Below are 12,974 nucleotides of genomic sequence, written 5' to 3'. Positions count from 1 at the left end.
CTCCGCCCTTGACAAAGTAAAATGTCAAAGAATCAACATGTTACGCCAAGGCAAGGCCAATGGGCTGTCCAGGGCGAAGGAAACTCCCGGGCAACATCCATTCACGACACGCAGGCTGAAGCTATTGATGCCGCCCGCGAAATTGCCCGTAACCATCAAAGTGAATTGCTGATTCATGGTAGCGATGGACGCATTCGCGCTCGCGACTCATACGGCAATGACCCTTTTCCACCCAAAGGATAATAGGAGGCCTGACATGGTACGCATTGATATGAAGTTTAACGGTAAACGCATTACAAGCTCGCAGCAGCTTGAACGCGAAATGAAACGATCGTTTGAAAAAACGATTGAGCAGGGAATCCGTAGGGCTGCGGGTCCGGGCGTTAGAGTGAAGAAAACCCGGAATGGCTTTGAGGCTGAAGGCTCTCCCGAACAGATCGAACGGATGAAACGGCGCTTGCGTTAGGTCGGGCGTGTGATCAATTCACTTAACTGATAGAAAGCCAAATAGCAGGAGAAGTCAAAATGACAAAAATTGTTGGCAAAAATGACGGCCCTGGAGGTCGTAATGAACACTATGATATTGGTGCACGAAAAGATGTACCGCGCAGGAATGTTGTCGCTGAAATCAAACGCGGCGAACATCCAGATGCACATGTTGTCAAAATCAACGGCCGTGAGTATGCGCGCGACAATCCGGATCGTTCCACCAAGGATAATGTAAACAGGCGGCGTTAAACCGCCTGTTTACTAAATCGCTCTTTTTGATGTGGGTGTTCTTGTCAACCATCCTCACCGGCTGTCTGTTTTCATGACATAATGTGGCTAGGGATATCTCGTCCTTTGGGCGATGCTAAAAGCATAGAGCTGTCTTATAATTCATAGGCCAATAAAGTGGCCAATTTTTCTGACATAAACGCCTATATTAAAATATAACATAATGATATATATACAGTTATTGCTAATTTAAAACCGGACAAAAAAGCGGCCAAAAACATGGACAAGGAAATGCCCGTAGATCGGGGTGAAGCTGTTACAAGCATGGAGCCTATGCTTGTGCCTGAAAGCTCCAAACATCGGGGGGAATTGGCTGATCTCGCTTTGGAACTGACCGCTAAATCGACAGGTTTGCGGCGGAGCCTGCCCGACGGTGTGGTTACCGCCTTGTCCGATCTCGTACGCGCGATGAACTGCTATTATAGCAACTTGATCGAGGGGCATGATACGCATCCGATCGATATCGAACGCGCAATGAACAAAGATTATAGCGCCGATCCCCAACAGCGTGATTTGCAGCTTGAGGCTGAAGCCCACATTGCTGTGCAGAAATGGATTGATGAAGGTGGCCTTAAAGGCAAGGCGACTTCAGCTTCAGGCATTTTGGAAATCCACCGTCGTTTCTGCGAATTGCTCCCGGAGGAACTGCTATGGGTGGAAGATCCAGTCACGAAAGGTAAAATCGAGGTCATACCGGGGAAAATGCGTGATCGAGATGTAGAGGTCGGACGGCATATTCCAATCAGCCCAGGGGCCCTGCCTCGTTTCATGAAGCGTTTTGAGGCTTCATATGAAAAGTTGGGTAGGCTGGATTCCATCATTGCCGCTGCTGCCGCACACCATCGGCTTGCCTGGCTTCACCCGTTCTTGGATGGCAATGGACGTGTATCTCGTTTGATGTCCTATGCCATGCTGCGTGATGCGCTCGATACAGGCGGTATTTGGTCAATTGCCCGCGGACTTGCCCGCCACGTCGAAACCTACAAGGCGCATCTGGCAGCTTGCGATCAACCTCGGCGCAATGACCTAGACGGCCGCGGCAACCTGAGCGAAGAGTCGCTCGCGGAGTTTGCCAAATTCTTCCTGAAGGCCTGCATTGACCAGGTTAGCTTCATGGAAGAGTTGGTTCAGCCGGATCGATTGCGGGATCGCATGTTGATTTGGGTGGAAGAAGAAATCCGCGGAGACCGCCTACCAACCAAGTCCGGAAGTGTCATGGAGGCCGTTCTGTTTCGGGGTGAACTACCACGCGGTGATGTCGCCCCACTCTTGAACGCCAGTGAACGTACCGCGCGGCGCATTACGTCGGCCTTGCTGGATCGAGGGGTACTCACAAGTGCAAGCACACGGGCGCCACTGCGGCTTACATTCCCAGCTGCATTGGCCGGCAGATGGATGCCAGGCCTTTTCCCGGACAAAACATGATATAGGCGGCGGTGCTACGCGGCGTCAGCAGCCTCAACCAAGGCTAATAGCGCGGCTTTTCCGAGGGCGGATTTTCAACTGGCTTGACGTTCGAGGGGCGAAAAATTGGCTCAGGGTCTTGCATTTCTTGTTCAAGCCACCTGGTGCGATCTTCACTCAGGAAATACCGTGCCAAGTCTTGCATCCATCCATCTCTGTCGGCCAGGTCTTGCAGGACTTTCGCATTTGCTGGCCGGTCAGCCCAAGCCCCAATCTCTTGCAGTCGTTCGGGAGACATAAGATGTGGTTTTGACGGTTGGCCTACCGCACCTTCAAGCGCTTGAATAATGGCTAGGCCGTATGGATCTATGTCACCCCAATGGAACCAGTCGAGGCCAGCGCTTATCAGCTTCTCAAGGATAGAAGCTGTCTCCACTGACGCAAAACCCCCAGTATAGAGAACGATCACTTCGCGCTCCGGCACCTCGACAATATGCCTATAGAAGCTCTCCCAGTTTTCGATTGTCAAAACGGCCTTCACTGCTAACGCTGGCGAAAAGGCGCCATTTGGTGGCAAACCGACAAACGGGACTTTGCCAACGTCTATCCCTGCGTGGCCGTCATATACCGCCTTAAGTTGCCCTGAGACGAATACAGGCGCGGCTGGGGTCCCGAGTCCAAACTTGCTCAGAAAATCTGGTGCAGTTTCCGGCTCAAAGCCATAATAGGCAACCAACAATCGTTGTATCTTGCTCTGGTGGTCTCCGACGAACTTGCTGTCCCTGACAGATTCAGTGCTGAACTTCCTGATTGTTTTGCCACCGCCCTTGCCTGCAATGAGTGAGGTGGCCACTGTAACGACCTTTGAAAGGGTAAAGGCGCTGTCAATACGGTAGCCATAGAAAGATTGACCTGTGCGCCACTTCTCGGCTGCTGCTCGGATTACCCAGTCTTGAAAGTTGCGGGCCTCTGCTCGGTCTGCGTAGATATGAGAAATAGAGGCCAAACCGCGTTCGATGCGGTCGCCAAGCAAGGACCTACTCAACTGTTCGCTCAACGATTCCAAGTCTGCGACCTTGTACCGCTCAATGACATGAGCTTGGTCCCGGCGCCTACCAAAGACTGGTTTTAGCGCCCGCGCCTGGCATAGATGCTCCAGCGCCGCATCTGTGCGCTCCCGTTCCTGCCCGATTAAGGTCGGACTAGGGGACTTTAGTGTGGGCTCCCTCGCGCCGCTCCATGTGGCACGCTCATATTTGTCAGCAAACTTGCAGAGTTCGCGCTGCAGGGCCTCTGGAAGATCAATCGTCGTCACGCGCAAACGCCTCTAGTGATCTTTCGTTGGGATCTGATGCCTTGATTTCTGCATGGAGCCGGTCCTTTGGATAGAGAATGTCAAGCATCGCATTGTTTTCAATCTTCACAATATCGATGACGGTGTCACATCTGCTTTGGAAGGTGCTTCTTTCCTTACCTGGCGCCGCCATGATGGGCTGAAGGCCAATGCTGACGAGAAAGTCAATGAACCGCCGCATGTTCGGGCTATCGGTCTTGTTCATCACCTCATCGAGACAAACCAGGCCCATTCCGAGCGAGTCATGGGTGTTAATGCTCCTGCCGTGATAGAGCGAAGACATGGCAGATGCCAGTACAACATAGTAGGGGGCCTGTATCTCTCCTCCGGAGCGGGTGCCAACGCCGTGCGTAAAGGTTGTCTTTTTCCTAAAGACCGTTCGACCCGTCTCGGACTGCTCGTAGCGACCAATCTCTAGCTCAAAGTCATAAAAGGCGAGCGGGTCGGTAAATTCATCATACTCGAACTCTGGAGAGGAGATCAGCAGTTTCAGTTTCTCAAGCGCTTCCACATCATCCTCTTCAAGGTCTTTGATATCGTCGGGATTCATCGAGAGGCTAAGCTGAGCGCCATCACCACCGATCCGGTCCGCCAATTTTGTGAGAGGAAGGTAATCTGCCTTGCATTTCATGACGAACCGATAGTGTTCTCCATGGAAGGGGCTTTTGCGGAGGCTATTATTGATACTGTTCCGCCGGATATCGATCTCCTGAATTCGGCCATGAAGCTCGGTCAAATACCGCCCCTGCAGCATCTCATCGACTTGCACGAGCGCTTCTGCCAGCTTGGCCTCATAATCGAGAAGGACATGATCCTTCAGTTTTGCGTGGCGTCGAGACACGTGGTCATGGATATCTGCCCGGCGAGTTTCAAAGTCCAGTATTGGGTCCTGTTGGAAATCGCGGACATAGTTTGCATAGTCCTTGACGATCCTCGCCCCGGCTGCCTCAATCTCAGGCTCTAGCCTTTGCTTTTCCTGATCACACACCGTTGTGCTTCCAGCCAGGGCGGTCTCCAGTGATTTTATCCGCGCGGCAACCGAAAGGGCTTGGGAAGAGCGAGCTTGCTTCTGCTCCAGATTTCGCTTGAAAAGTGCTGAGAAGCTCGTCATGGCAAAGTCAGCTGCGGCTGGCCGTTTATTCAGCTCCAAACGGGTGCAATAGCTCTTGAGCTCAGGCAAATACTTGAGAATGCCCTGCTGAGTATTGAATGTTTCCTTAGCCTTTTCATAAAGGTTTTGGTCTCTCTCCAATTCCTTTCGTGCCTCACCAATCTCCTGTTCAAGTGCCTGAAACTCGGTCTGTAGGTCTGCGTCGACACTTGCAAACGCGACTTCAATCTGTTTCTGGATTGATGCTCTTTCGTTCGCGATGTCATCTATTTCTTCGCAAATCTTACGAATGCGGCGCTCTTGCCACCGATCATGGGCTGTAATGAACCGCTTGGCTGTAGCATGATCGGTTTCAATTCTCGTGACTTCATGCATTGCCTTCTTAAGCTGGCTCTGCGCTTCATAGAAGCTTTCCTGAAGCCTTGCCGCCATTTGTGGCGATGTGCTGGAAGATAGCAGGGCACCATCGGCAGGCCTGATCCTTGACACCATGCCTCCGCTCTGTGTCGTAAAATCTCGGGTCAGAACCCTTGCATGAAGTTCAAAGTCTTCGCTGTCTTCAACACAGATGATATCGCCATAACGGTCATCCAGGATCGCCCTGATGGTCGGATCGGTCGCTGTAATTTTGCTGGCGATACTATTAGGCTTTGCGCTCCGCCCCTTGGCGACCGACCAAGAGCTGTTTAGCACTTTTACAGCCCGGAAAGGGTCAGTGTTCGGATGGCGGCGATATGCACTGATGACTCCAATTGCCTGATCAGGGCGAGGAACAATTGCAAACCTGCCTTGTCCTAGATATGCCTCGATCACGTCTTGCCACTCTTCATCAACATCATCGACAAGCTCAAACAGCAATTTCGTATCAAAGCCGTCCCTGCGAAGGCTTTCCTGAAACGTTGAAATTGCCTCCGGAACTCTTACACTGGAGCGCCCTTCGGTATTTCTTAGGGCCTCAAACTCCTTCAGTTGCATTTTGGCCGCTTCTGCTTCAGCAAAAGCCTTCTGTAACTGAGCCTTGATATCTGTCTCGAGCGCAGAAAAACTCCTGACGCCCTCCAAGCTATGGTCAACGGCATCCGCTTCAACTGCACTGGCGGGCAGGGGAGAAATTGTTTTGGCTACGGCATTAATCGCTTCGAACAGAGGCCGATGGTTTTTGATATAGTGGGCATTCTGCTGCAACCCCACAATGCTCTTGATAGCCGTGTCGAAGCGCTGAATTTCACCCCTCAATTCCCCTGCGGCTCTAATTTTTTGTTCGTCCTGAAGCCGTAGCTTTTCGACCATGTCATTGACGCCAGCCTCGTTCAGCCTCTTTTCCATGGCATTTCGCTGGGCGAGGCGTTGTTCAAGCGCATTTTGCCCGTGCTGAAGAAGTACCTCCCTTTCGCGGTAGTCAGCCTCAGCCTTGATCATGTTCTCACGGGTTTCACGAAACCTGAGATACTCCTCAATGTTTAGCGCTCGACGTTTGAACCATTCACAAGCCTCGATCTGCCGTCCCTTGGTTTCGTAGGAGGTGCAGACATCGATCAGTCCGCTCAGGACGTCAATCTCGTCCTGTATCCGCACAACCTTATTCTTGAGCGCGGTATAGCGTTCATAGCTTTCCCTGAAGTCGCCGACGTCGATATAGGCAGGGTCAAAGACATAACGCCTTGCGAAATCCGAGATGTTCTTGATCTCCTTCAAGGACGCCGCCGCCAGAAAGCCTTTCCTGACCCGCTCGGGCTCAGCATCCATTCTGAACTTCTGGCCTTGCAGCGCCGTCAGGTAGTGCTTCAGGAACTTTCTCTTTTCGTGCTTGCTATAGGTTTCGACCTGAAGCCCTTCAGTTTGAAGCCTGTCGGTCGTTTCTTGAAAGAACACAGGTGAATACTCGTCCTCGTCAAAGTCATCTACGAAGTCGTCAGTCTTGAGAACGCGTCCTTTAACAATGAAAAGGGCCTCAATATCATATTTGTCTTGCCCAGGTGCGGTAGAAATCGCAAACCCGATGGATACTTCCTCCTGAGTAACGGTGTGCTTGAAACCTAGGGAAAAGCGAGTGAGTGTACCGTCCTCATCAGAGCGCCTATAGCCGTAGTCATCCAGCTTCCCAAGGGCGTAGTCCTTTACAGAGCGACCGCCAAGGGCTTTGCTGGCGCCACCGCGAGCCAGGGCATTGAAGTCCATTTTGCTTTCGTCGAGTGCGGAAATGACAGCCAGTATGCCATCTTGGATCGACGACTTGCCTGCTCCGTTGGCGCCTGTGATCGCGATCGCACCGCGGACAGGCAGGTCTTCCCTGTCCAACAGGTACCAATTCACGATGGCGATATGGACCAGCTCAAAAACCTTAGGGCGGTCAGCAAGAGACCGCGCGTTGTATATGTGGGTAGCTGGCAATCCGGAAGATTTTTTTGGCTCTAGGTTTAGTTTGTCATCCATCTCGCTATTCCTCGCCCTAATGCTGTTCTTGCTCAGGTTTCTGAAGTGCTGCTTCTTTCTCAGCCTGTTCTTTCGCCTCTATGGCCGCTTCTCCAAAACTGCCATGGTATCTTTCAGCAAGCTGTCGCCAGTTGTCACCAATGATGTGTAGGATTGTGGGGGCCACCTCAATGACGGCATCCTCCTCTTTGATCTCGTCCAGGGACCCGACAACAATCCGATGTTGTTTTGCCCAGCGAAGGTCCTCAAAGGCTTGTGGGCTCCATTCGAACTTTTTTCCTAGACCAGTCTCAAGAATCTCGAGCACATCTTTCATAGGAATCTGTGCCACCATGCCTCGCCGGTAATGCCCACCACTTGCAGCATCGGCAAACGCGATCCGTAATGCCAAGAGCATCTGAGTTCTTGACTGAGATATGCGCTGGCGTCGGGGGCCGCGTGCTTCACTTGCATGGTCGATCGGCACTAGGCCAACAAGGCCTTTCTCCGGATCGATAATCAGTCGGCGCCCGAAGGCGTAAGCCAGCATGTCGAAATACTGGGGATATCGAGCGACAATCTCGTATTTCGCCCGGTCAAGCTTGACTTCTTCCAACAGAAATTGCTTCTCGAAAAGATGCTGGGCTGTTTTCTGAAGGTCTGATTCGTCGATTTTCAAGTTGCGGCGCGCTGCCTTTTCCAGCAATTCTTCGGCTTCTTCAAACAGCATAGCATCAGCCATATTTTCCCCCATCCTTGTGTCTTGGTGTGATCGTAAAGTGCCGGAAGATAGCGAAGTCGTTTTCGCCCAGCTCCTCTCGGTCAATCTGATAGTCTTCCCTAAGGACCCCCTCGAAAACCGTTTCAAGATTTCTGAGCTGATCAAAGAGGATAAAGTCGCTCAGTCCATCCACCTTCAACTCGGCGCTCCGAAAAGGCTCACCCTTGCAAATGGTTTTCTCAATGATAGTGCGGGCGATCTCCGGATCTCCCTCCAGAAACAACTCCCACTGCCTGATAGCCCTGATCCGCCTATCCGCCGCTTTGTTCCGTTTTTGCCGCCTCTGCCGTTTTGGCACGACCATGCGTCGTCTTGCAGCGGGAAAGGTGAGGCAGGCGTCGTCGATAAGGGACCATCCTTCAGACAGGAACGGCCACGGGAATAACTCCTGCATTGTCTCGCTGACAAGCCCGGCTCGCCCCCGAAAGTCAAACTCGTTTTCCTCGACAGGGTGGCGGGAGATATTTGCCAACACCAGGCGCAATTTTTCCGTATCGGTTGGTGCTGATAGCTCCATATATTTGGTTGTATTGTCGATTCGGGTCTCAAGCTTTCGGCGATTGGTGTCAACCTGGCGCATCAGGGCAGGGACGATATCAAAGGCACGGGATATGAAGCTCAAAGAGTCATTGATCACATCAATAGCTTCCATCTCGCCATACTTACTTGCCTTTGACAAGGAACGCCCAAGCAACATCACAGCGCTACGGTCCGATCTCAGCTCATTGCAGAGCTCGATGATCCGCGTTCGATACCGTATTGGGTGGTTCTGGGTAACAAGTGGCGCAATTTCCTTTATCAGGATATTGTCGAAAAATTCCTGCATCAGCAGATGAATGTTGGATTTAAGATCCTTGTTAGTGAAGAACTGCTCTTCAATATCGATGAGGGAGGCGCTGAGGGCTTTCAGCTTCTTCACTAATTCGCGAGACTGTTTCTGTGCAGACAGACACGCATGAGGGTCGCTCTTGTTTACCGTAGTCTCAAGGCTCGATAAAATGCCCGCGAGGTCAATGGTAAAGTCTTCCGACAAGGCAGAGCGCAGCCCCATAAAAAAATCAAGGATGGAGTGTGCAACGGCTGTGAACTGAACATACTTTTTACCAAGGTCTCTTGTGATCTTGAGCCACTTGTAGGACGTCACCAGTTTACGAAAGAACGCATGCCCCTCGGTTTCGGGACTGGGTGGAGCACCGTCCCTATCCAGGGTTTGCTGGAGGTGTTCCGGAAGTGTGTGAATCTCTGAGATAAGAAACGCCCTGACTTCTGACGCGAGCGGCACCTCTAGATCTGCATCATCGCCATAGTAGACATTATATAATCGTTTGATCAGGTATGCATTGATATGACGTCTAGGGCCTGAAAATACCCGAAAAAAGTGATCTGGGATTACCTCAAAAAGCACTTAGAGGCCTTTCTGCAGTCGGCCAAGCGTGTTCTGAAATTAATATATTAAGTGAACACAGCTGAGATTTTGCCAAAAATGATAATATTACGATCATTGCAGGGTCAAAACGTCACATATAATATATCTGTGGTTGATTTTGGCAACTTATTATTATGCAACTTTCTGATGATATAAATAGTGAGGCCGGTTTCTAATAGAACTCACCATTGCTTATGTCCGGGCAGAGGATAAATTGAAGTATTTCACTTTTGAGGCTTATTCAGGCAGCTATCCTACAAGGCTGCTATTTCTTCCATAATCAGACCTTCAATTTATGCTGTCAAACGTCCCAATCCGCCAATTCCGGACGGATGGGATTGAACGCCATACGCTTATTTGGGCATCCATGATTGTTGATTTTCCCATTTATCAATCGGCTTCAGCGGGCCAATTGGGCAGCAGTGTTCCTTGGTCGGCGTTCCTGTGACCAAAGAGAATAGATGATGGAATGCGCGCATTTCGCAGCCAGGCGTGCCGATCAGGGCGGCAACTACAAAGGCCAGTCCAAGATGGCTGAAGATGTATAGCTCCCAGACATGAACGGCGCGCGCCAGCATTGGTGTTTCAAGCTGGCCTGATTGCAGATACCCCGTCAGGGCGAAGCCTATCAATATCACTGCACTTATGGCAGCGGGCCATTTCTTCCACGAGCGAGAAAAGCCGATATTGATCACATAGCTAATCAGCACGAGGCCTATGACGATGCCATTCCACAAAAGCGGTCGAATCGTGCCTTCGCCGGTCATCAGATCCCCACGTACGCTCCACAGATCATGCACATAATAGAGGCACATGGCGCCGAACAGGAGGCGAGTCAGCCGTCCAATCGGGCCGGGCTTTGGCAACCCTGCCGCATTCTTCCAGTTTGAGGTCTGTGGTGGACATGTAGTTTCTCCTCGCCGTTCGTTTGGTTATGTCCTGACCTATCCAGCGCAACAGGACAATGTGCTCACGTCCTTGTCGAAGGTTTGGGCGGCAAGCTTCAGGCCTTCAACGCCAGTGAGATAGGGGAAGATGGTTTGAGCAAGCTCACTCGTGGTCATGCCTGCCTTGATCGCCATCACGGCGGTTTGAATAAGCTCACCGCCCTCGGGAGCTAGAATATGGGCGCCTATCAAGCGGTCAGACGTTTTGTCGGCCACTAGCTTGATCAAGCCGCGCATATCGCGGGCAGCCAGATAGCGCGGTACATGATCCAGGGTAATCAGGCTTGTTTTTACATTGATACCTTGCCTGCTGGCCTGTGTCTCCGTTAGCCCCACGGAAGCGACCTGCGGATCGGTAAAGATCACCACGGGCATGGCAGCATTGTCATAGCCGCGCATCTCGCCGCCGACTGCATTGAAGGCCGCGAGTTTAGCGCCATAGGCCGCCATATAGACGAACATGTCCTTGCCGGTCACGTCACCAGCGGCATAGACCATGGGATTGGTGGTTTGCATGGTGCTGTCCACCTCAATCCCGCCCCTATCGTTCAGGGCGACCCCAGCTTCCTCAAGTCCCAGTCCTTCCGTGTTGGTGCGGCGCCCGGCAGCCAGTAGGAGCGTTTCCGCGGTCACCGTCTGACGGATGCCGTTCTGCCCATAGATGAGGTTAATGGTGCCATCCTCTTCCGTGACAGACTGATAGTCGATCCCGGTGAGAACGCGAACGCCTTCCTCTTCCAGATAACGGGCCAGATGCTCGCTAATCTCCGGTTCCATGCCCGGCACCAGGCGGCTCCGGCAACAGATAGTCACCTTGACACCTGCGCGCGCGAACATTTGCCCCAGCTCGCAACCGATCACGCCGCCACCGATCACAATCGTGGACTTTGGTAGCGCCGTTAGATCAAGGGCGGACGTGCTGTCCAGATAGGGCACGTTGTCGATACCGGGGATGGGGGGCACCGCATTCGATGAGCCGGTCGCGATGATAATCTTGTCAGGCCGGTAGAGCGTGCGGTCCACCAGCACACCATCTGCTGTCAGCCTTGCCTTGCCTTCCACATAGCTTACGCCGGGATGGGACGGCAGAACGTCGGTATATTTGGCTTTCCGAAGGTCATCCACCAGTTGCTGTTTCTGGCCGACCACAGCCTGCCAGTTCAACACCATCGCGGCAGAGGAAATACCCTCGAACCGGCTGGCGTGGCTGGCTTGATAGAGTGGTTCCACAGCCCGGATCATGGTTTTTGAGGGTACACAGCCTACATTGACGCAGGTGCCGCCGATTGTGCCCGCGCCGACAAGCGTCACCTCCGCTCCGGCCTCTGCGGCTGTAATAGCGGCTGAGAAACCCGCCGACCCGGCGCCAATGACCATCAGGCGTGTCTTTTGCCCGGACCCTTTACCGCTGCAGCAGTCCTCCGCAGCCTTGTCGAATGCCATATCAGGACCCTTGGGTCACTTTTGCGGGATAGCCGGCATTAGTGGACGCGGCAGCAATGGCATCGGTGTTCGCTTTCGACGGATCGAAGACGACAGTCGCGGTTTTGCTGTCATAGTCGGTTTCGACAGAGAGGACGCCTGCCACTTTCTCCATGGCCTTGCGCACGGTGATCGGGCACATGGCGCAGGTCATTTTCTCAATGGTGAAAGTAACTGTCTTCTGCGTGGCCTGATCCGCTGCCGTTTGCATGTCATGGGCATTTGCTCCAGCGGGGATGGACAGACCAAGTGCCAGGCCCACAAGGGTTGCTTTCATAAGATGTTTCATCTTGTTTACTCCGTATCAGATATAGTTGCCAAGAATGGGGGCCCAGAAGTCGACGGTTAGTGCCAGCAGAACCAGACCGGTAGACACCCACAGAACGGTTTTGATGACCCGGTCCGACTTGGGGGTAGCGCAGTGGCCTTCCGCGCACTGTTTTCTGGGTTTGACATAAACCTGCCAGAAGCCGACACCGAGGAAGACCAGCGTCACCGCCACGAAATAGTTCTTGTAGGGTTCCAGCACCGTCAGGTTCCCAATCCAGGCGCCGCTGACGCCCAGCATCAGGAAAACGAAGGGCAGGACGCAGCAGGACGACGCCAGGATGGCACCGATGACGCCAAAGCTGGCCGCCCAATTCTTTGTGCCATTGGTTTGTTCCAGGTCGCTCATAAATACTCTTCATCACAGTTTTGATCGCCAGACAGCCGCGGCTTGCGCCACCGGCTTGATTTCCTGTAGGCTACACCCTGTAGCAAATACAGGATCAATAGGAAAATGGCCGTATCGCAAAAACGTGAATTTACCAGAGGAACGCTGGCGAAAGAGAGCGGGGTCAATCTGGAGACCATCCGTTTCTATGAGAAGATCGGCCTGATGCCCGATCCGCCGCGCACGGCGTCTGGCTATCGATGCTATTCGCCTGATCATCTGAAGCGGCTGAAGTTCATCCGCCGGTCCCGAGAACTTGGCTTCACCAATCAGGAAGTGGCAGGCCTCTTGGAAATGGTGGACGGCACCTACGCCTGCGATGATGTAAAAGACATCGCACTTGCGCATGTGGCGCTGATCAAAAATAAGGTTGCCGACCTCGTGAAATTACAATCCGCCCTTGAAACCATGGCGGCGGAATGCAGCGGCGGCGACACCCCCGATTGTGTCATCGTCGACCGATTGCTGGAGGATTAGGGGCGTCAAGCTGACGCCCTCTTTAAGCTTGCCAAGAAGACTACGCTATGACTTCACACCTCGCCTTAGATAGGCGCACACTGAATGC

The 12,974-nt window shown here is 52.6% G+C and carries 13 protein-coding genes; 5 read left to right on the top strand and 8 right to left on the bottom strand.

The window, feature by feature from the left end:
* Positions 1-21: 21 nt before the first annotated feature.
* The 4 genes from ACFO5Q_RS01800 to ACFO5Q_RS01785 all read left to right on the top strand — a co-directional run bounded on the left by ACFO5Q_RS01800 (position 22) and on the right by ACFO5Q_RS01785 (position 2,202).
* Positions 22-243: a DUF2188 domain-containing protein gene (locus ACFO5Q_RS01800; protein ID WP_082719886.1), complete on the top strand. Its 222-nt coding sequence runs from the start codon at positions 22-24 to the stop codon at positions 241-243.
* Positions 244-256: 13 nt separating this feature from the next.
* Positions 257-466, top strand: coding sequence for a hypothetical protein (locus ACFO5Q_RS01795; RefSeq protein WP_380084278.1), 210 nt, complete (start codon positions 257-259; stop codon positions 464-466).
* Between the two features lie 59 nt (positions 467-525).
* Positions 526-738 carry a hypothetical protein gene (locus ACFO5Q_RS01790; protein WP_068147794.1) on the top strand — a complete coding sequence of 71 codons (213 nt, stop codon included), beginning with the start codon at positions 526-528 and terminating at the stop codon, positions 736-738.
* 258 nt (positions 739-996) lie between these two features.
* Complete coding sequence (locus ACFO5Q_RS01785) at positions 997-2,202, top strand: Fic family protein (protein WP_068150337.1); 1,206 nt, start codon at positions 997-999, stop codon at positions 2,200-2,202.
* Between the two features lie 43 nt (positions 2,203-2,245).
* On the opposite strand, the gene ACFO5Q_RS01780 is transcribed toward ACFO5Q_RS01785, so the two are convergent.
* The 8 genes from ACFO5Q_RS01780 to ACFO5Q_RS01745 all read right to left on the bottom strand — a co-directional run bounded on the left by ACFO5Q_RS01780 (position 2,246) and on the right by ACFO5Q_RS01745 (position 12,370).
* A complete protein-coding gene (locus ACFO5Q_RS01780; protein ID WP_068150334.1) occupies positions 2,246-3,496 on the bottom strand; it encodes a Wadjet anti-phage system protein JetD domain-containing protein in 1,251 nt (416 codons plus the stop codon).
* Entirely contained in the window at positions 3,483-7,079 is a 3,597-nt protein-coding gene (locus ACFO5Q_RS01775) for an SbcC/MukB-like Walker B domain-containing protein (RefSeq protein WP_068150331.1), read from the bottom strand. Before ACFO5Q_RS01775 ends, ACFO5Q_RS01780 begins: the two co-directional genes overlap by 14 nt.
* Before the next feature lie 16 nt (positions 7,080-7,095).
* The gene (locus tag ACFO5Q_RS01770; RefSeq protein WP_068150328.1) at positions 7,096-7,800 is read right to left on the bottom strand and encodes a DUF4194 domain-containing protein; all 705 of its coding nucleotides are present in this window, start codon (positions 7,798-7,800) and stop codon (positions 7,096-7,098) included.
* Positions 7,793-9,244 carry a Wadjet anti-phage system protein JetA family protein gene (locus tag ACFO5Q_RS01765; RefSeq protein WP_068150326.1) on the bottom strand — a complete coding sequence of 484 codons (1,452 nt, stop codon included), beginning with the start codon at positions 9,242-9,244 and terminating at the stop codon, positions 7,793-7,795. The genes ACFO5Q_RS01770 and ACFO5Q_RS01765 overlap by 8 nt, the downstream gene beginning before the upstream one ends.
* 374 nt (positions 9,245-9,618) lie before the next feature.
* The gene (locus ACFO5Q_RS01760; protein WP_068150321.1) at positions 9,619-10,032 is read right to left on the bottom strand and encodes a hypothetical protein; all 414 of its coding nucleotides are present in this window, start codon (positions 10,030-10,032) and stop codon (positions 9,619-9,621) included.
* A gap of 177 nt (positions 10,033-10,209) precedes the next feature.
* Positions 10,210-11,655, bottom strand: coding sequence for a mercury(II) reductase (gene merA, locus ACFO5Q_RS01755; RefSeq protein ID WP_082719995.1), 1,446 nt, complete (start codon positions 11,653-11,655; stop codon positions 10,210-10,212).
* A 1-nt stretch (position 11,656) separates the two neighbouring features.
* The gene (locus tag ACFO5Q_RS01750) at positions 11,657-11,983 is read right to left on the bottom strand and encodes a heavy-metal-associated domain-containing protein (RefSeq protein ID WP_068150317.1); all 327 of its coding nucleotides are present in this window, start codon (positions 11,981-11,983) and stop codon (positions 11,657-11,659) included.
* 15 nt (positions 11,984-11,998) lie between these two features.
* Positions 11,999-12,370: a mercuric transporter MerT family protein gene (locus ACFO5Q_RS01745; RefSeq protein WP_068150314.1), complete on the bottom strand. Its 372-nt coding sequence runs from the start codon at positions 12,368-12,370 to the stop codon at positions 11,999-12,001.
* Between the two features lie 105 nt (positions 12,371-12,475).
* Between ACFO5Q_RS01745 and ACFO5Q_RS01740 the strand changes: the two genes are divergently transcribed.
* Positions 12,476-12,886, top strand: a complete 411-nt coding sequence (locus ACFO5Q_RS01740) for a MerR family transcriptional regulator (RefSeq protein ID WP_068150311.1) — start codon at positions 12,476-12,478, stop codon at positions 12,884-12,886.
* Positions 12,887-12,974 lie beyond the last annotated feature (88 nt).

The sequence above is a fragment of the Kordiimonas lipolytica genome (genome assembly GCF_042651265.1).
Classification (GTDB): Bacteria; Pseudomonadota; Alphaproteobacteria; order Sphingomonadales; family Kordiimonadaceae; genus Kordiimonas; species Kordiimonas lipolytica.
Note: the sequence above shows the minus strand (reverse complement) of the source record. Positions and strands in the feature narration are given on the sequence as shown.

Excerpts from the sequence above, each read along its gene's own strand:
- ACFO5Q_RS01795 (WP_380084278.1), top strand. The coding sequence starts at position 257 with ATGGTACGCATTGATATGAAGTTTAACGGTAAACGCATTACAAGCTCG.
- ACFO5Q_RS01775 (WP_068150331.1), bottom strand. The coding sequence starts at position 7,079 with ATGGATGACAAACTAAACCTAGAGCCAAAAAAATCTTCCGGATTGCCA.
- ACFO5Q_RS01790 (WP_068147794.1), top strand. The coding sequence starts at position 526 with ATGACAAAAATTGTTGGCAAAAATGACGGCCCTGGAGGTCGTAATGAA.
- merA (WP_082719995.1), bottom strand. The coding sequence starts at position 11,655 with ATGGCATTCGACAAGGCTGCGGAGGACTGCTGCAGCGGTAAAGGGTCC.
- ACFO5Q_RS01760 (WP_068150321.1), bottom strand. The coding sequence starts at position 10,032 with ATGACCGGCGAAGGCACGATTCGACCGCTTTTGTGGAATGGCATCGTC.
- ACFO5Q_RS01750 (WP_068150317.1), bottom strand. The coding sequence starts at position 11,983 with ATGAAACATCTTATGAAAGCAACCCTTGTGGGCCTGGCACTTGGTCTG.
- ACFO5Q_RS01770 (WP_068150328.1), bottom strand. The coding sequence starts at position 7,800 with ATGGCTGATGCTATGCTGTTTGAAGAAGCCGAAGAATTGCTGGAAAAG.
- ACFO5Q_RS01745 (WP_068150314.1), bottom strand. The coding sequence starts at position 12,370 with ATGAGCGACCTGGAACAAACCAATGGCACAAAGAATTGGGCGGCCAGC.
- ACFO5Q_RS01800 (WP_082719886.1), top strand. The coding sequence starts at position 22 with ATGTCAAAGAATCAACATGTTACGCCAAGGCAAGGCCAATGGGCTGTC.
- ACFO5Q_RS01740 (WP_068150311.1), top strand. The coding sequence starts at position 12,476 with ATGGCCGTATCGCAAAAACGTGAATTTACCAGAGGAACGCTGGCGAAA.
- ACFO5Q_RS01785 (WP_068150337.1), top strand. The coding sequence starts at position 997 with ATGGACAAGGAAATGCCCGTAGATCGGGGTGAAGCTGTTACAAGCATG.